Below are 18,319 nucleotides of genomic sequence, written 5' to 3'. Positions count from 1 at the left end.
ACGTCGCCGAGGTGCGAGAATGTCGGCGCTATGGCAAAGGAAAAGGGCAACAAGGTCATCGCGCAGAACAAGCGGGCGCGACACGAGTACACCATCGTCGACACCTACGAGTGCGGCATGGTGCTGACCGGTACCGAGGTGAAGTCCCTCCGCGAGGGCCGGGCGAACATCGTCGACGGGTACGCCTACATCCAGGGGCACGAGGCCTGGGTCGACAACCTGTTCATCCCGGAGTACACCCAGGGCAGCTGGACGAACCACTCGGCGAAGCGCAAGCGCAAGCTCCTGCTGCACAAGCTGGAGATCCGCAAGCTGGAGTCGAAGGTGAAGGAGACGGGCCACACGCTCGTCCCGCTCTCCCTGTACTTCAAGGACGGGCGGGTCAAGCTGGAGATCGCCCTGGCGGTCGGCAAGAAGCTGTACGACAAGCGCCAGACGCTCCGCGAGCAGCAGGACCGGCGCGAGTCGGACCGCGCCGTCGCCGCGGCCCGCCGCAAGCAGCGCGCGGTCTGACCCCGGCCGAGGGGCCCCGCCCCGCCGTCCGGTAATGCGCTGGACCCTCCGGGGGCCGACCGCGTACCATGGCACTCGCACCGCCGGAGGGCCCCGCCCACCGGAGCTGTTTGTCAAATCAACATGGGGATGATCGGTTTCGACGGTGGTAGTCGAAACAGGAGAAGCGAGCCGAGGAACGCGGCAATGATCTCGTTAACCACGTGTCGCAAAAAAATAATCGCCAACACCAAGCGCGATACCCCGCAGTTCGCTCTCGCTGCCTGATCAGCGAGCGAATAGGGTGTCAGACCGGGGAGTTCCCGACCCGGACCCTGGCATAATCTAGGGAACTCAACCAACCGCCCCGGCCACGGGGGCGGGAGGGAAACCAAACAGTGGCTGGGCCCGTCGGCGGCTTGTCCGCGTGACTGCCGGGGCCGAGAAAAGCACAGCGGACTGCGCTCGGAGAAGTCCTGAATCCACTCCATCGGACCCGGGTTCGATTCCCGGCATCTCCACCGTCCCATGTGCACCCAGGCCGTCCTCCGCTCCCGGAGGGCGGCCTTCGTGTGTCTCCGGAGCCTCACACCGGCGGCGGACGACGGGTGAGAGGACGGTTCCGCAGGCTTCACAGACCACAACGATCCCGAAACCATGGGCTCCTAGCGTCGTTCACGACAGCACGGGCAGGGCAGGCACCGGCACGCAAGGGGAGACCGATGAGCGACACAGCCCAGCGCAGAACAGGCGGCCGCTGGATCCAGGAATGGCGGCCCGAGGACACCGAATTCTGGGAGCGCACCGGCCGCAAGGTCGCCAACCGGAACCTGATCTTCTCGGTGTTCTCCGAGCACATCGGCTTCTCGATCTGGAGCCTGTGGTCGGTCATGGTCCTCTTCATGGGCAAGGGCTACGGCATCGACCCGGCCGGCAAATTCTTCCTGGTGGCCATGCCCACCCTGGTCGGCTCCTTCGTCCGGATCCCCTACACCTTCGCCGTCGCCCGCTTCGGCGGCCGGAACTGGACGATCGTCTCCGCGCTGCTGCTCCTCGTTCCGAGCCTCGCCGCCGCGTACGTGATGCACCCCGGCACCTCCTACACCACGTTCATGGTGGTCGCGGCCCTCACCGGCGTCGGCGGCGGCAACTTCGCCTCCTCCATGACCAACATCAACGCCTTCTTCCCGCTCCGGAAGAAGGGCTGGGCGCTCGGCCTCAACGCGGGCGGCGGCAACATCGGCGTCCCGGTCATCCAGCTGATCGGCCTCGGCGTGATCACCTGGGCCGGCGCCACCTCGCCCCGCCTGGTGCTCGGCATCTACATCCCGCTGATCGCCGTCGCCGCCCTCTGCTCGGCCCTGTTCATGGATAACCTGGCCCAGCTCAGCAACGACACCGGCACCTTCAAGGCCATCCTCAAGGAGAAGCACACCTGGCTGATGTCGGTGCTCTACATCGGCAGCTTCGGCTCCTTCATCGGCTTCTCCTTCGCCTTCGGCCTCGTCCTGCAGAACCAGTTCGGCCGGACCCCGCTGCAGGCCGCGCAGCTCACCTTCATCGGCCCGCTGCTCGGCTCGCTGATCCGCCCGGTCGGCGGCTGGCTGGCCGACCGCTGGGGCGGCTCCCGGATCACCTTCTGGAACTTCGTCGCGATGGCCACCGCCGCCTCGGTGGTGACCTACGCCTCCTCGATCAAGTCGCTGCCGGTCTTCCTCGTCGGCTTCATCGCGCTCTTCGTCTTCGCCGGCGTCGGCAACGGCTCCACCTACAAGATGATCCCGGGCATCTTCGAGGCCAAGGCCCAGGACCGGATCGCCGCGGGCGACACCCCCGAGGACGCGGCCGCCTGGGCCCGCCGGATGTCCGGCGCCGCGATCGGCGTCATCGGCGCGGTCGGCGCCCTCGGCGGCCTGTTCATCAACCTCGCCTTCCGGCAGTCCTTCCTCACCGCCAAGAGCGGCACCCCCGCCTTCGTCTCCTTCCTCGCCGCCTACGCCGTCTGCTTCGCCCTCACCTGGGCGGTCTACCTGCGCCGCCCGACCGCCGCCCGCACCGACGCCCAGGCCCCGGCACTCGCCCGGGTCTGATCGCCCCGAGGGCCGGTCCGTCCCCGCGGACCGGCCCTCACCTGCGAAACAAGCCGGAAATCGGACCGACCCGGTGGTGACACCCCGACACGGGACGATGGCCGTCCACCCACCCACCCGCCGTCCGCCACGGCCCCGCAGGGACCGAGGCGAGCGGCACGCCCCCGAGGCCCGCCGACAGCCCCGGGGCGCTCCACGAAGGACGTCAGCCCATGGCCGACCGCACCGCCAGCGCGACCGCCGCCCTCGTACCGTCGCAGGACACCGCCCCGCCGCTGGCCGGCTACACCATCGGCATCACCGCCGCCCGCCGCGCCGACGAGCTCGCCGCCCTCCTCCAGCGCCGCGGTGCCACCGTCCTGCGCGCACCCGCGCTGCGGATCGTGCCGCTCGCGGACGACACCGAACTCCTCACCGCCACCCGCACCCTGATCGCCGACCCGCCGGACATCGCCGTCGCCACCACCGGCATCGGCTTCCGCGGCTGGATCGAGGCCGCCGAGGGCTGGGGCCTGTTCGACGACCTCGTCGGCAGTCTCGCCAAGGCCGAGATGCTGGCCCGCGGCCCCAAGGCCAAGGGCGCCATCCGCGCCGCCGGCCTGCGCGAAGCCTGGTCCGCCGAGTCGGAGTCCTCCGTCGAGGTGCTGGAACGGCTCCTCGACCAGGGCGTCGACGGCCGCCGGATCGCCGTCCAGCTGCACGGCGCCCCGCTGCGCGACTTCGTCGACTCCCTCACCGCCGCCGGCGCCGAGGTCGTCGAGGTCCCCGTCTACCGCTGGCTGCCGCCGCTCGACCTCGGCCCCGTCGACCGCCTCCTCGACGCCACCTGCAACGGCTCCCTCGACGCCGTCACCTTCACCTCCGCCCCCGCCGCCCTCGGCCTGCTCGACCGCGCCGCTGAACGCGGCCAGACCGCCGAGCTGCTGCACGCCCTGCGGCGGGACGTCCTGCCGGTCTGCGTCGGACCGGTCACCGCCGCCCCGCTCGAAGAACTCGACATCGCCACCGTCTGGCCCGAACGGATGCGGCTCGGCGCCATGGTCCAGACCCTCACCGCCCGGCTCCCCGACCGGGCCCGCCGGCTCGCCGTCGCCGGCCACACCCTCGAACTGCGCGGACAGGCCGCCCTCGTCGACGGCGACCTGCGGCCGGTGCCGCCGGCGGGGATGGCCCTGCTGCGGGCGCTCGCGCGGCGGCCGGGGTGGGTGGTGCCGCGGAGCGAACTGCTGCGGGCGCTGCCGGGCAGCGGGGACGACGAGCACGCGGTGGAGACCGCGATGGCGCGGCTGCGGGCCGCCCTCGGCACCCCCCGCCTGATCGCCACCGTCGTCAAACGCGGCTACCGCCTCGCCGTCGACCCCGTCCCGGCCCCGGACACCAAGTACGGCGACGACGCGTAGCCGCCCCCGCGGACAGGACCACCAGGGGCGCGGGGAACGGCGCAGTCCGGGGGTGGGCGACTCTGCGGATCGGGGCGGTCGAGATCAGGGGCGCGGGGAACTGCGCAACGGGGGAGCGGGTCACCGTACGGATCAGGGGCGGGCCCTGTTCTGCGGGGATGCCCGCTCTCGGACCGCGCAGTTCCCGGCGCCCCTGATGTGGCCCTGCCCGATCTGCGTCGTTTCCTACGGCTCTGGGTGGTCTGCCGTGTGGCGGGGGGGGGCCCGGGGGCTGGAGGGGGTCGGCAAGGAGTAGGATCTTCCGTCCGCCGCTCCCGCCCGCGCCGTACCCCCGAGGCCCATGCACACCACACCAGAGACCACCGACTCCGTCCGCGACCGCGAGATCGCCGAGGAGCAGCGCCACCTCGACACCGTCTACCGGCGTCTGGAGGAGAAGCTCGCCGAGGCCGAGTACATCCTCGAGGACGCCGCCAAGCGCGTGCAGGTCGGCACCCCCGGCGCCCTCGCCGAACGCGACGCCCAGGTCTACCGGGCCGGTGCGCACCTGCAGCGCCTCAACAGCGAGTTCGAGGACTTCCTGTTCGGCCGCATCGACCTCCAGCAGGCGGACGCACCGGAAGAGCACGGCATCCCCTCGCAGACCCCGATGGACCCGGCCGACCCGGCCGTCGCGGAGACCCTGCACATCGGCCGCCTCGGCGTGCTCGACGCCGAGTTCGGCCCGCTGGTGATCGACTGGCGGGCACCGGCCGCGGCGCCGTTCTACCGTTCCACCCCGCTGGAGCCGGGCCGGGTGATCCGCCGCCGGGTGATCCGTTCCCGCGGCCGCAAGGTGATCGGCGTCGAGGACGACCTGCTCCGCCCCGACCTGGCCCCCACCCTGGACGGCCGGGAGCTCGCGGTGGTCGGCGACGGCGCCCTGATGGCCTCGCTGGGCCGGGCCCGCAGCCACACCATGCGCGACATCGTGTCGTCGATCCAGAAGGAGCAGGACGAGGTCATCCGGGCCGCCGCGGCCGGTGCCACGCTGGTCACCGGCGGCCCCGGCACCGGCAAGACCGCCGTCGCCCTGCACCGGGCCGCCTTCCTGCTCTACCAGGACCGCCGCCGCTACGCGGGCGGCATCCTGGTGGTCAGCCCGACGCCGCTGCTGGTCTCGTACACCGAGGGCGTGCTGCCCTCGCTGGGCGAGGAGGGCCAGGTGGCGATCCGGGCGGTCGGCAGCCTCGTCGACGGCATCGAGGCGGAGCGCTACGACACCCCGGAGACGGCCCGGATCAAGGGTTCGGGCCGGATGGTCCAGCTGCTGCGCCGGGCGGCCCGGGCGGCCCTGGAACTGGGCGCGCCGACCGAGCTGCGGGTGTTCGCCCGCGGCGAGGCGCTGCGGCTGGACGCCGGCCGCCTGAAGGCGCTGCGCGCCACCGTCGTGGGCGGTGGCGGCACGCCGCTGAACCTGCTGCGCCCGCGGGCCCGTCGGCTGCTGCTGGACGCGCTGTGGCAGGACGTCACCCGGCACCTGCCGAAGCCGACGAGCCACTTCGAGCGGGAGCAGCGCCAGGACGAGCGGGAGGCCTTCGACGAGTACGTCTCGGACGAGGCGGCCTTCCTGGACTTCCTGGACGCCTGGTGGGCCCCGGTGACCCCGCGCCGGGTGCTGGCGACCCTGCGCCACCCGCGGCACACCAACCGGATCGCCCGGCGCGCGGTGACCCCGGAGGAGGCCCGGAGGCTGGCCGCCTCCTGGCGCCACCTGGACGAGCGCGGCGGGGGTGCCCTGTCCGCGCACGACGTGGCCCTGGTGGACGAGCTGCAGGTGCTGCTCGGCGAGCCGGCCCGGCCGAAGGTGCGCGAGGTGGACGCCGTCGACATGCTCTCCGGCCTGGACGAGGTCACCACGTACGCGGAACGCTCCTACGGCCGGCGCGAGCGCGTCCCGGTGGAGCGGACGGAGTACGCGCACGTGATCGTGGACGAGGCGCAGGACCTCACCCCGATGCAGTGGCGGATGATCGGCCGCCGGGCCCGGATGGCGACCTGGACGATCGTCGGCGACCCGGCGCAGTCCTCCTGGCCGTTCCCGCAGGAGGCGCAGTCCGCGATGGACGAGGTGCTGTCCGGCAAGCCGCGCCGCCGCCACACGCTGACCGTGAACTACCGCAACCCGGCCGAGATCGCCGAGGTCGCGGCGAAGGTACTGGCGCTGGCCGCGCCGGGCACGCCGTCGCCGAGCGCGGTGCGGTCGACGGGCGTCGAGCCGCGGTTCGCGGCCGTCCGGGAGACCGGGGCGGAGGCCTTCGGCCGGGCCGCCCGGGCCGAGCTGGATCGGCTGCTGGGCGAGGTCGACGGCACCGTGGCGGTGGTCGTGCCGATGGACCGCCGGGAGGAGGCTGCGGGCTGGGCGGAGGGCCTGGGCGACCGCGTGGTGGCGCTGGGCAGCCTGGAGGCCAAGGGCCTGGAGTACGACGCGACGGTGGTCGCCGACCCGACCGGCATCGCCGGCGAGTCGGAGGCGGGCCTGCGGGTGCTGTACGTGGCGCTCACCCGGGCCACCCAGCGGCTCACCGTGCTCTCCGGCCCGGACGACCTGCCGGACGCCGCCGGGGTGCCGGCCCTGCTGCACTGACGCGGGCGCCGGCCGGGCCCGCCCCGGCCGGCGCGCAGCGCCGCGCCACGACGAAGGCCCCCACCCGGAGGTGGGGGCCTTCTGACGTCAATGACACCGACCCGCCATGCTCGCCTCGCGGCAAGTGGTCGCTCGAAGCGACGAAGGTTGGGCCCGGGGGCTTGGATCGGGCCGGTGTCCCGTCCAATGTAACGCATCGGCCCGGAACGCCAAGGCCGCGGCGGGAGATTTTCGGCGGAGCACACGACCGGCCCAGTGCGCGGGCCAGTGCCGTTTGTGGGTTCTGCACACTCAATGAACTTTATTTCTGGCTACCGACCGGTAAGTGCGACGATCGAGACCGGAACGACCCTCAAGAGCGGACGGAAGAAGGACGTCGATGGCGACGGTGCCCAGTGTCTCCAACTCGATCACGGTGCGGCTGGAGGTCCCGGCACGGGGCAACGCCGTCAGCGCGATCACCACGGCCGTCGAGTCCTCCGGGGGTTCGGTCACCGGTCTCGACGTCACCGCCTCCGGCCTGGAGTCGCTGCGCATCGACGTGACCGTGGCGGCCGCCTCGGTCGCCCACGGCGAGGAGATCGTCGAGAAGCTGCGGACGATCGACGGCGTCAGCATCGGCAAGGTCTCGGACCGGACGTTCCTGATGCACCTCGGCGGCAAGATCGAGATGTCCTCGAAGCTGCCGATCCGCAACCGCGACGACCTCTCGATGATCTACACCCCGGGCGTCGCCCGGGTCTGCATGGCGATCGCCGAGAACCCCGAGGACGCCCGCCGCCTCACCATCAAGCGCAACAGCGTCGCGGTGGTCACCGACGGCTCGGCGGTGCTGGGCCTGGGCAACATCGGCCCGAAGGCCGCACTGCCCGTGATGGAGGGCAAGGCGGCGCTCTTCAAGCGCTTCGCCGGCATCGACGCCTGGCCGATCTGCCTGGACACCCAGGACGCGGACGAGATCGTCGCGATCGTGAAGGCGATCGCCCCCGGCTTCGCCGGCATCAACCTGGAGGACATCTCCGCGCCGCGCTGCTTCGAGATCGAGGCCCGGCTGCGCGAGGCGCTGGACATCCCGGTCTTCCACGACGACCAGCACGGCACCGCCATCGTCGTCCTCGCGGCGCTGACCAACGCGCTCAAGGTGGTCGGCAAGGACATCGCCGACATCCGCGTGGTGATGTCCGGCGCCGGCGCGGCGGGCACCGCGATCCTCAAGCTGCTGCTGGCCGCGGGCGTGGAGCACGCCACCGTGGCGGACGTGCACGGCGTCGTGCACCTCGGGCGCCCGGACCTCAACGACAACCTGCGCTGGATCGCCGAGCACACCAACCGCTCGGTCCGCACCGGCAGCCTCAAGGAGGCGGTGTCCGGCGCCGACGTGTTCATCGGCGTCTCGGCGCCGAACGTGCTGGACGGCGACGACCTGGCCACCATGGCCAAGGACGCGATCGTCTTCGCGCTGGCCAACCCGGACCCGGAGGTCGACCCGGGGGTGGCCCGGCAGACCGCCGCGGTGGTCGCCACCGGCCGCAGCGACTTCCCGAACCAGATCAACAACGTGCTGGTCTTCCCGGGCGTCTTCCGCGGCCTGCTGGACGCGCAGAGCCGGACGGTCGACACGCCGATGATGATCGCCGCCGCCCGGGCGCTGGCCACCACGGTCGCGGACGACCAGCTCAACGCCAACTACATCATCCCGAGCGTCTTCCACCCGGACGTCGCGAAGACCGTCGCCGCCGCCGTCCGCGACGTGGCGATGGCCGCGCGGGAGGGCCAGGACGCCGTTCCGGTGCGGCCCACCGCGGGCATCGTGGGCACCCTGGACACCTCCTCGTTCCCGGTTGTCGGCATCTGACCGGAGTGTCCTTCTTGACCGCTCAGGTGTGCGAACGACGCGCCGGGTGCCGGATCCGCCCCTTCCCCTTGCGACACAAGGGGAAGGGGCGTGTTTGGGCTTGTCGGTGCCAGGGCGTACGGTAGCCCTGCACGGGGGTGGCGTGTCCGACAAGTACGGAACGTCCCTCCCGGGTTTCCGGCGTGTCGTCCCGACCGCCGCCCGGTCCGGTCCTCCGGAGCCGACGGAGCGTCACACCTCCGCCGGACGGGCTCGGTTCGGGTCAACACCGCCGGTGGCCGATTGGCTTTCTCAGTGCCGGTCGGGGCAGGATTCGTACCCGGGCGGGCGGTTTGCGGCGCTTCGGGGCCGGAGCCCGGCCCCTGACCACCCCTCGCCTGAACGAGCACCAGTGTGCGGACCAGCGGCCCATCCGGGTTCCCCCGGAGGGGGCGACCGATGGGGCCCCCGCACACCGCAAGCAACAGACCACAGGAGTACACATGAACCGCAGTGAGCTGGTGGCCGCGCTGGCCGAGCGCGCCGAGGTGACCCGCAAGGACGCCGACGCCGTGCTGGCCGCCTTCGCCGAGGTCGTCGGTGAGGTCGTCGCCAAGGGTGACGAGAAGGTCACCATCCCCGGCTTCCTGACCTTCGAGCGGACCCACCGCGCCGCGCGCACCGCCCGTAACCCGCAGACCGGCGACCCGATCCAGATCCCGGCCGGCTACAGCGCCAAGGTCAGCGCCGGTTCCAAGCTGAAGGAAGCCGCCAAGGGCGCCTGAGCCCCGGCAGCACCCCGTACGACGCGATGGCCGGCCTCCCCCTCGGGGAGGCCGGCCATCGGCGTTCAGGCACCCGTGGGGGCCGTCAGACGGTCACCGGCTGCTCGGCGGGCAGCTCGACGTGGGCGCCGAGGTCCCGCAGCTTGGACATGAAGTTCTCGTAGCCGCGGTTGATCAGGTCGATGCCGTGGACGGTCGAGGTGCCCTCGGCCGCCAGCGCCGCGATCAGGTACGAGAAGCCGCCGCGAAGGTCCGGGATGATCAGCTCGGAGCCGATCAGCTTCGACGGGCCGGAGACCACCGCGGAGTGGCGGAAGTTGCGGGCGCCGAAGCGGCAGGGGGTGCCGCCGAGGCACTCGCGGTAGAGCTGGATGTGCGCGCCCATCTGGTTCAGCGCGCCGGTGAAGCCGAGCCGCGACTCGTACACCGTCTCGTGGACGATGGAGAGGCCGTTGGCCTGGGTCAGCGCGACGACCAGGGGCTGCTGCCAGTCGGTCTGGAAGCCGGGGTGCACGTCGGTCTCCAGGGCGATCGCCTTGAGCTCGCCGCCCGGGTGCCAGAAGCGGATGCCCTCGTCGTCGACCTCGAAGGCGCCGCCGACCTTCCGGAAGGTGTTCAGGAAGGTCATCATCTCGATCTGGCGGGCGCCGCGGACGTAGATGTCGCCCTTGGTGGCCAGTGCGGCGCACGCCCAGGAGGCCGCCTCCAGGCGGTCCGGCAGCGCCTTGTGGTTGTAGCCGCCCAGCTCGTCCACACCGGTGATCAGGATGGTGCGGTCGGTGCCCATCGAGATGATCGCGCCCATCTTCTGCAGCACGCAGATGAGGTCGACGATCTCCGGCTCGACGGCCGCGTTGCGCAGCTCGGTGACGCCCTCGGCGAGCACCGCGGTCAGCAGCACCTGCTCGGTCGCGCCGACCGAGGGGTAGGGCAGCTCGATCTTGGTGCCGTGCAGGCGCTGCGGGGCGACCAGGTAGGTGCCCTGCGGGTGCTTCTCGATGGTGGCGCCGAACTGGCGCAGCACCTCGAAGTGGAAGTCGACCGGCCGGCCGCCGATGTCGCAGCCGCCCAGGCCCGGGATGAACGCGTGGCCGAGCCGGTGCAGCAGCGGGCCGCAGAACAGGATCGGGATGCGCGAGGAGCCCGCGTGCGCGTCGATGTCGGCGACGTTGGCGCTCTCGACGTGCGAGGGGTCGAGGATCAGCTCGCCGTCCTCGTCGCCGGTGCGGACGGTCACGCCGTGCAGCTGCAGCAGACCCCGCACGACCTTGACGTCGCGGATGTCCGGCACGTTGCGCAGCCGGCTCGGGCCCTGGCCGAGCAGGGCCGCGACCATGGCCTTGGGCACCAGGTTCTTGGCACCGCGGATCTGGATCTCGCCTTCGAGCGGGTTACCGCCGTGGACCAGCAGGACGTCGTCGTCGGTCATCGTTCTCGCAATCCGGGGGGTGCGCAGGGGGTTCTGTCGACTGCGGGGCAGGGGGAAGCGCGAGTGGAAGGTTCTTCCACCACTCGGCGAAAGCCCTTCCACCATCCATAGATGGTAGAGGGTGGGCGATTGGTTCCCGTGTGCCCCTTTGGTGATCATGCTCCGGAGGGGCTGCGGAAGCCCCCCGGGGCCCGGTGCGCAGGGCCGTCCGGGTGGTGCGGATGCGACCCGGCGGGCCTGCGGGAAGGGGGCGAGGAGGTTTCGTGTTGGGCGCCCCTCGCGGGCCGTCCTGCGGGATCATGTGGACATGACCGCGGCCCCCTCCCACACCGGCCGACTGCTCGTCGCGACGCCCGTGCTCACCGATCCGAACTTCGCGCGGGCGGTGGTGCTGCTGCTCGACCACGACGAGCAGGGCGCCCTCGGGGTGGTGCTGAACCGGCCGACCCCGGTGGAGGTGGCGACCGTCCTCGACGGCTGGGCCGACCTGACCGGCCGCCCCGCCGTCGTCTTCCAGGGCGGCCCGGTGGCGCTGGACTCGGCGCTCGCCCTCGCGGTGGTGCCCGGCGAGCCCGGCCACGGGGAGCCGATCGGCTGGCGGCGGGTGCACGGGGCGATCGGCCTGGTCGACCTGGAGGCGCCGCCCGAGGTGCTGGCCGGCGAACTCGGCGCGATGCGGGTCTTCGCCGGGTACTCCGGCTGGTCGCCCGGACAGCTGGAGGCCGAGATCGCCGAGGGCGCCTGGTACCTCGTCGACTGCGAGCCGGGCGACGTCTCCAGCCCCGAGCCCGAGCGGCTCTGGCGGTCGGTGCTGCGCCGCCAGCGCGGCCCGCTGGCGATGCTCGCCACCTACCCGGACGACCCGACCATGAACTGAGCCGCGCGGCCGCCCCGGGCGCCGGGTGCGCTACTGGCCCGCTTCGGAGCGGCGCCCATAGACTTGGCACCCATGAGCACTCTTGAGCCCGAGCGCGGACTCGGCACCGGCACCCTGGTCGAGCCCGTTCCCCAGGTGTCCCACGGGGACGGCGACCACGAGCGCTTCGCGCACTACGTCCAGAAGGACAAGATCATGGAGAGCGCCCTCTCCGGGTCCCCCGTGGTGGCGCTCTGCGGCAAGGTCTGGGTCCCGGGCCGCGACCCGAAGAAGTACCCGGTCTGCCCGATGTGCAAGGAGATCTTCGAGGGTCTCGGTCAGGGCGGCGACGGCGGCGGCGACGACAAGTAGCACCGAGTCGGTCCGGCAGTGGTCTGTACCACTGCCGGGCGACGGGGCAGGATGGCCCGCATGGACCTCATCCCCGCCCCACGGCACCTGAAGGCCGACGACGGGGCACCCGGCCCCTGGAGCTTCCGGCTGCACCCCGGGACCAGGATCGCCGCCGACGGGCCGGCGGCGCAGGCCGTCGCCCGGTGGCTGCGCGCCGAGCTCTCCGCCGCGACCGGCTTCGCCCTCGACGCCTGCACCACGGAGCAGGGCCGGCTGCTGCGGCAGACCGTCAGCCTGCACACCGACCCGGAGCTGCTCGCCTCGGGCGGCCCGGAGGCCTACGCGCTGTCGGTGCACGAGTACGGCGCCGTCCTGCGCGGCGGCGCCGGGGCGGGCCTGTTCCACGCCGCGCAGACGCTGCGCCAGCTGTTCGACCCGCGGATCTACCGCCGCGCCCCGCTGCCCGGAACGGACTGGGTGCTGCCCGCGGTGCGGATCGAGGACGCCCCGCGGTTCGGCTGGCGCGGCGTGCTGCTGGACGTCGCCCGGCACTTCCTGCCCAAGGCCGACGTGCTGCGCTTCCTCGACCTGATGGCGGCGCACAAGCTGAACGTCCTGCACCTGCACCTCACCGACGACCAGGGCTGGCGGATCGAGGTCCGGCGCCACCCGCGGCTCACCGCGGTCGGCGGCTGGCGGGAGCGGTCCATGGTCGGCTACCGCTCCGCGGACCGCCGCGACGACCGCCCGCACGGCGGCCACTACACCCAGGACGACCTGCGCGAGATCGTCGCGTACGCCGCCGAGCGGCACATCACGGTGGTGCCGGAGATCGACCTGCCCGGGCACTCCCAGGCCGCGATCGCCGCGTACCCCGAACTCGGCAACACCGACGCGGTGGACACCGCGGCGCTCGGGGTCTGGACGGACTGGGGGATCAACCCCAACGTGCTGAACGTCTCCGACGCGACCCTGCGCTTCTTCGAGGAGGTGCTGGAGGAGGTCCTGGAGGTCTTCCCGTCCGAGTTCGTCCACCTCGGCGGCGACGAGTGCCCCAAGGACCAGTGGCGGGCCAGCCCCGCCGCGCAGGCCCGGATCGCCGAGCTCGGGGTGGACGGCGAGGACGGGCTGCAGAGCTGGTTCATCCGCCACTTCGACCGCTGGCTGGCCGACCGCGGCCGCCGCCTGATCGGCTGGGACGAGATCCTGGAGGGCGGCCTCGCACCGGGCGCCGCCGTCTCCTCCTGGCGCGGCTACGAGGGCGGCATCGCGGCCGCCCGGGCCGGCCACGACGTGGTGATGTGCCCGGAGCAGCACGTCTACCTCGACCACCGGCAGGCCCCGGGCGGGGACGAGCCGATCCCGGTCGGCTACGTCCGCACCCTGGAGGACGTCTACCGCTTCGAACCCGTCCCGCCGGAGCTGGACGGCGACGCGGCCGCCCGGGTGATCGGCACCCAGGCCAACCTGTGGACCGAGTTCATGACGAGCGCCCGCGACGTCGACTACCGGGCCTTCCCGCGGCTCGCCGCGTTCGCCGAGGTCGCCTGGTCCGACCTGCCGCGCGACCCGGCCGAGCGGGACTGGGCCGGGTTCGAGCGGCGGATGGCGGGCCACTACCCGCGTCTGGACGCCCTCGGCGTCGAGTACCGGCCGCCCGGCGGGCCGCACCCCTGGCAGCGCCGCCCCGGGGTCGCCGGCCGGCCGGCCGAGGGCCCCTGACGCCGGCGCCGCGCCCCGCGTGCGTCAACCGCGTGCGCGGGGCGTCCGCACCCCGCGGACCCCGTCCTACCTGCTGCCGCGTCAGGTCAATATCCGATGAACATCCGGGCGGAGGCCTTCCGGTTCGCCGCGTTTTGTGGCCTGATTCGTCCGGTATTGCCCTCACCGCTCGGTCACCCGGCAAGTGATCACCCGGCATTGTGTGCCAGAGTTGCCCAACCCGGCCCGATCGCCCGTACCCTACGGGCCAGGCCGCACTGCCGGTGGGGAGGGCAGGGCAGTTGATGAGCAAGTGGAGCACGGTGGAATCCTGGTGAACCGGACGATCATGCTGCCGGCCTCGGTCGACGAGGCCGTCGACGCGCTGGCCGCGACCCCGGGAGCCGTCCCGGTGGCCGGCGCGACCGACCTCATGGAGGCGGTCAACGCGGGACGGCTGCGCCCCGCCGCACTGATCGGCCTCGGCCGGATCACCGAGCTGCGCGGCTGGCGCTACGAGGACGGCGGCACCGCCGTGCTCGGCGCCGGACTCACCCACGCCCGGATGGACCGCCCCGACTTCGCCGCCCTCATCCCCGCCCTCGCCGACGCCGCCCGCACCGCCGGCCCGCCGCAGGTCCGCAACGTCGGCACCCTCGGCGGCAACATCGCCACCGCCGCGGCCGCCGGCGACACCCTGCCGGTGCTCGCCGCGCTGGAGGCCACCGCCACCCTCACCCGCTCCGGCGCCACCCGCGACGTCCCGGTCACCCACCTGCTCACCGGCCTCGACCCGCTGCGCCCCGGCGAGCTCCTCACCTGGGTGCGCGTCCCGCTGCTGCACGCCCCGCAGGTCTTCCTCAAGGCCGGCGGCCGCAGCGGCCCCGCCCGCGCCGCCGCCTCCGTCGCCCTCGTCCTCGACCCCGCCCGGCGCGCCGTGCGCTGCGCCGTCGGCGCCGTCGCCCCCGTGCCGCTGCGCCCGCACGAGGCCGAGGCCTGGGTCGCCGGCTGCATCGACTGGGACGTCCGCGGCGAGGACGGCGCCCAGCCCATCGACCCCGCCGCGCTCGCCGCCTTCGGCGAGTACGTCGCCGCCGCCTGCATCCCCGACGCCGCCCTGGAGGGCGCCGGCGAGGGGGTGGCGGCCACCCTCGTGCGCCAGCGGCGTACCGTGGCGGTGCTGGCCCGCCGGGCACTGGGAAGGGCGCTGAAGTGACGGACGAACTCAACGGCCTCGGCGACGTGCGCCCCTGCGCCTCGTACACGCTGCGGGTCAACGGCTTCGAACGGCCGGTCAACGACGCCTGGATCGGCGAGAGCCTGCTCTACGTGCTCCGCGAGCGGCTCGGCCTGGCCGGCGCCAAGGACGGCTGCGAGCAGGGCGAGTGCGGCGCCTGCACCGTCCAGGTCGACGGCCAGCTGGTCGCCGGCTGCCTGGTTCCCGCGGCGCTCGCCGCCGACAGCGAGATCGCCACCGTCGAGGGCCTCTCCGGGGCCGGCACCGCCAGCGACGTCCAGCAGGCGCTCGCCGAGTCCGGCGCCGTCCAGTGCGGCTACTGCACCCCCGGCCTCGCCATGGCCGTCCACGACCTGCTGCAGCGCAACCACCGCCCCACCGACGTCGAGGCCCGCCAGGCCCTGTGCGGCAACCTCTGCCGCTGCACCGGCTACCGCGGCGTCCTCGCCGCCGTGCAGACCGTCGCCCAGGCCCGCGAGGCCGAGCTGGAGGCCGAACTCGACGCCGCCGAGGCCGCAGCCGAACAGGCCGACGCCGCTCCGGCCGCACACGCCGACGACGCCGCGGCGGCGCCCGCCCCCGCGGCCGGCCAGCAGTCCGCCGCCGACCTCGCGCTCGCCGGCGAACTCCCGCTCTACGCCGACTCCGAGCTCTGGGTCGAGGCCGACCAGTACGCCGCCGCCCACCGGGCCGCGGCCCCGGAGCAGCCCGCCGCCCCGGCCGCACCCGCCGACGGGGGCTACGACACCGGCTACTACCAGCCGCCGCAGCCCGCCGAGGGCTACCTCGGCTACGTCCCGGCACCCGCCCAGGCCCCCGGCCACGAGACCGCCCCGTACGACACCGGGCTCTACGAGGCCACCCCCGCCCACGGCACCGCCCACGACGGCCCGGCCCACGACACCACCCCCGCGCACGGCACCCCGTACATCCCGACGCCCGCGCACGGCACCGCCTACGAGGCCGTCCCCTACGGCGCCACCCCGCCGCACGGCACCCCCCTGCCGGACCAGGCCCACTACGACGGCGCCCCCGTCTACGAGGGCGGCTACGACACCGGCCAGGTCTACGTCGGCCCCGCCGGCTACGACAGCCCGGTCTACGAACCCGCCACCGGCTACGACACGGCCGCCGGCCACACGGGCCACCCGGGCCACCCGGGCCCGGCCGGCTACGACGGCACCACCCCCGCCCACGGCATCAGGCTCCCCGAGGACGAGAACGCATGACCGCGCCCACCGAGCAGGACACCCCGGCGCCCGAACCGTTCGGACTCGGCAGCTCCCCGCTGCGTACCGACGCCCTCCCCAAGGCGCTCGGCATCTACCCGTACGCCGCCGACCTCTGGGCCGAGGGCCTCCTCTGGGGCGCCGTGCTGCGCGCGCCGCACGCGCACGCCCGGATCGTCTCCGTCGACACCTCCGCCGCGCTCGCGCTGCCCGGCGTGCACGCCGTCGTCACCGCCACCGACCTGGCCTCCTGCCCCGACCCCGGCGACCGGCCGGTGCTCGCCTCCGAGGTCGTCCGCCACCACGGCGAACCGATCGCCGCCGTCGCCGCCGAGACCCCCGACACCGCCCGGCTGGCCGCGTCCCTCGTCGCCGTCGAGTACGAGGTGCTGGAGGCCGTCACCGACCCCGAGGCCGCCTTCAACGCCCCGCCGCTGCACCCCGACGGCAACCTCTTCCGCCACCTCCCGCTGCGCACCGGCGACCCGGAGGCGGTCGGCGAGTTCGTCGTCGAGGGCCTCTACCAGGTCGGCCGGCAGGACCCGGCGCCGATCGGCGCCGAGGCCGGCCTCGCCGTGCCCCGCCCCGACGGCGGTGTCGAACTCCACCTCTCCACCACCGACCCGCACGGCGACCGCGACCGCACCGCCGCCTGCCTCGGCCTCGACCCCGACCGGGTGCGCACCGTCGTCACCGGCGTCCCCGGCGCCGCCACCGACCGCGAGGCGCTCTCCTTCCAGGTGCTGCTCGCCCTGCTGGCGCTGCGCACCGGCCGCCCGGTGAAGATGACCCTCACCCGCGAGGAGTCCTTCCACACCCACACCTCCCGGCACCCCGCCCTGCTGCGCTACCGCCACCACGCGGACGCCGAGGGCAAGCTGGTCAAGGTCGAGGCGCAGATCCTGCTCGACGGCGGCGCCTACGCCGACGTCTCCGCCGAGACGCTCGCCGCCGCCACCGCCTTCTCCGTCGGCCCGTACACCTGCCCCAACGTCTTCGTCGACGCCTGGGCGGTGCGCACCAACAACCCGCCGGCCGGCCGGATGCGCGGTGAGGGCGCACTGCAGACCTGCTTCGCCTACGAGTCCCAGCTGGACCAGCTCGCCAAGCAGGTCGGCATCGAGCCGCTGGAGATCCGCCGCCGCAACGCCATGGCCACCGGCGACCCGCTGCCCACCGGCCAGGCGGTCACCTGCCCGGCCCCGGTCGAGGCGCTGCTCGACGCGGTCACCGAACTCCCGCTGCCCGCCCTCCCGGTCGACGACCCGGAGGCCGACTGGCTGCTGCCCGGCGGGCCCGGCGGCGCCGGCGACCCGGCGGCCGTCCGCCGCGGCATCGGCTACGCCGTCGGCATGGTGCACATGCTCGGCGCCGAGGGCGAGGACGAGGTCTCCACCGCGACCGTGCGGGTCAGCGGCGACCACGCCACCGTCATCTGCGCCGCCGTCGACGCCGGCCAGGGCTTCGCCACCCTCGCCCGGCAGATCGTGCAGAGCGTCCTCGGCGTCTCCGAGGTGTACGTCGCCCCCGTCGACAGCGACCAGCCCGCGGCCGGCCCGTCCGCCCGCGGCCGGCACACCTGGGTGTCCGGCGGCGCCGTCGAGAAGGCCGCGCTGATGGTCCGCCACCAGCTGCTGCAGCCGATCGCGGCAAACTTCGGCATGTCCGTCGAGCTGCTCTCGATCGCCGACGGCAAGATCACCTCGTACGACGGGGTGCTCGGCATGCCGGTCGCCGAGGCCCTGGAGGGCAAGGAGCTCTGGGCCACCGCCCAGTGCCGGCCGCACCCCACCGAGCCGCTGGACGAGAACGGGCAGGGCGACGCCTTCGTCTCCATCGCCTTCTGCGCGATGCGGGCCGTCGTCGACGTGGACATCGAACTCGGCGCCGTCCGGGTGGTGGACGTCACCGTCGCGCAGGACGTCGGCTGCGCCCTGAACCCCCGCCAGATCGAGGACCGCATCGAGGGCGCCGTCGCCCAGGGCGTCGGCCTCGCCCTGATGGAGAACCTGCGCACCGAGGGCGGTCGGCCCGTCAACGCCTCGCTCACCGGCTACCGGCTGCCGACCGCGCTCGACACCCCCGACATCCGGATCGCCGCCCTGGTCGAGGAGCGCGACGTGGTCGCGACCTTCGGTGCCAAGGCGGTCAGTGCGGTGCCCGCGGTGGTCGCGCCCGCGGCGGTCGCCGCCGCCGTCCGCGCCGCCACCGGCATGCCGGTCGGCCGCCTGCCGATCCTCCCGGAGGACGCCGTCGCCACCGGCTGACACGCCGTCCGTTCCCCGT

The 18,319-nt window shown here is 73.5% G+C and carries 13 protein-coding genes and 1 other RNA gene; 13 read left to right on the top strand and 1 reads right to left on the bottom strand.

The window, feature by feature from the left end:
- Nucleotides 1-30: 30 nt before the first annotated feature.
- The 7 genes from smpB (at nucleotide 31) to IE98_RS0123380 (ending at nucleotide 9,227) form a co-directional block, all read left to right on the top strand.
- Nucleotides 31-513 carry an SsrA-binding protein SmpB gene (smpB, locus tag IE98_RS0123405; RefSeq protein ID WP_030271969.1) on the top strand — a complete coding sequence of 161 codons (483 nt, stop codon included), beginning with the start codon at nucleotides 31-33 and terminating at the stop codon, nucleotides 511-513.
- A 125-nt stretch (nucleotides 514-638) separates the two neighbouring features.
- Nucleotides 639-1,016: a transfer-messenger RNA gene (gene ssrA, locus IE98_RS45755) on the top strand.
- A 198-nt stretch (nucleotides 1,017-1,214) separates the two neighbouring features.
- Nucleotides 1,215-2,582, top strand: coding sequence for a nitrate/nitrite transporter (locus tag IE98_RS0123400; protein WP_030271967.1), 1,368 nt, complete (start codon nucleotides 1,215-1,217; stop codon nucleotides 2,580-2,582).
- Between the two features lie 212 nt (nucleotides 2,583-2,794).
- Nucleotides 2,795-3,982 (top strand): uroporphyrinogen-III synthase, encoded by a 1,188-nt coding sequence (locus tag IE98_RS0123395; protein WP_043174888.1) that lies wholly within the window; start codon nucleotides 2,795-2,797, stop codon nucleotides 3,980-3,982.
- A gap of 340 nt (nucleotides 3,983-4,322) precedes the next feature.
- Nucleotides 4,323-6,608 carry a HelD family protein gene (locus tag IE98_RS0123390; RefSeq protein ID WP_030271964.1) on the top strand — a complete coding sequence of 762 codons (2,286 nt, stop codon included), beginning with the start codon at nucleotides 4,323-4,325 and terminating at the stop codon, nucleotides 6,606-6,608.
- Between the two features lie 379 nt (nucleotides 6,609-6,987).
- A complete protein-coding gene (locus tag IE98_RS0123385) occupies nucleotides 6,988-8,463 on the top strand; it encodes an NAD-dependent malic enzyme (protein WP_030271962.1) in 1,476 nt (491 codons plus the stop codon).
- Between the two features lie 482 nt (nucleotides 8,464-8,945).
- Nucleotides 8,946-9,227, top strand: a complete 282-nt coding sequence (locus IE98_RS0123380) for an HU family DNA-binding protein (protein WP_030271959.1) — start codon at nucleotides 8,946-8,948, stop codon at nucleotides 9,225-9,227.
- 85 nt (nucleotides 9,228-9,312) lie between these two features.
- On the opposite strand, the gene murA is transcribed toward IE98_RS0123380, so the two are convergent.
- Nucleotides 9,313-10,656, bottom strand: coding sequence for a UDP-N-acetylglucosamine 1-carboxyvinyltransferase (gene murA / locus IE98_RS0123375; RefSeq protein WP_030271957.1), 1,344 nt, complete (start codon nucleotides 10,654-10,656; stop codon nucleotides 9,313-9,315).
- A gap of 307 nt (nucleotides 10,657-10,963) precedes the next feature.
- Here murA and IE98_RS0123370 point away from each other — a divergent pair, with 307 nt between their 5' ends.
- The 6 genes from IE98_RS0123370 (at nucleotide 10,964) to IE98_RS0123345 (ending at nucleotide 18,300) form a co-directional block, all read left to right on the top strand.
- On the top strand, nucleotides 10,964-11,533 hold the full coding sequence (locus IE98_RS0123370) for a YqgE/AlgH family protein (RefSeq protein ID WP_030271955.1): 570 nt from the start codon (nucleotides 10,964-10,966) through the stop codon (nucleotides 11,531-11,533).
- A gap of 72 nt (nucleotides 11,534-11,605) precedes the next feature.
- On the top strand, nucleotides 11,606-11,884 hold the full coding sequence (locus IE98_RS0123365; protein ID WP_030271953.1) for a DUF3039 domain-containing protein: 279 nt from the start codon (nucleotides 11,606-11,608) through the stop codon (nucleotides 11,882-11,884).
- A gap of 60 nt (nucleotides 11,885-11,944) precedes the next feature.
- Nucleotides 11,945-13,588, top strand: a complete 1,644-nt coding sequence (locus IE98_RS0123360; protein WP_030271951.1) for a beta-N-acetylhexosaminidase — start codon at nucleotides 11,945-11,947, stop codon at nucleotides 13,586-13,588.
- 328 nt (nucleotides 13,589-13,916) lie between these two features.
- Complete coding sequence (locus IE98_RS50155) at nucleotides 13,917-14,783, top strand: FAD binding domain-containing protein (RefSeq protein WP_052390865.1); 867 nt, start codon at nucleotides 13,917-13,919, stop codon at nucleotides 14,781-14,783.
- The gene (locus IE98_RS52630) at nucleotides 14,780-16,033 is read left to right on the top strand and encodes a 2Fe-2S iron-sulfur cluster-binding protein (protein WP_420706214.1); all 1,254 of its coding nucleotides are present in this window, start codon (nucleotides 14,780-14,782) and stop codon (nucleotides 16,031-16,033) included. The genes IE98_RS50155 and IE98_RS52630 overlap by 4 nt, the downstream gene beginning before the upstream one ends.
- A complete protein-coding gene (locus IE98_RS0123345) occupies nucleotides 16,030-18,300 on the top strand; it encodes a xanthine dehydrogenase family protein molybdopterin-binding subunit (protein ID WP_030271946.1) in 2,271 nt (756 codons plus the stop codon). The genes IE98_RS52630 and IE98_RS0123345 overlap by 4 nt, the downstream gene beginning before the upstream one ends.
- Nucleotides 18,301-18,319: the final 19 nt, after the last annotated feature.

It is taken from the genome of Streptomyces sp. NRRL B-24484 (assembly GCF_000717715.1).
Taxonomy (GTDB): domain Bacteria; phylum Actinomycetota; class Actinomycetes; order Streptomycetales; family Streptomycetaceae; genus Kitasatospora.
This window is presented reverse-complemented; position numbering and strand designations above follow the sequence as displayed.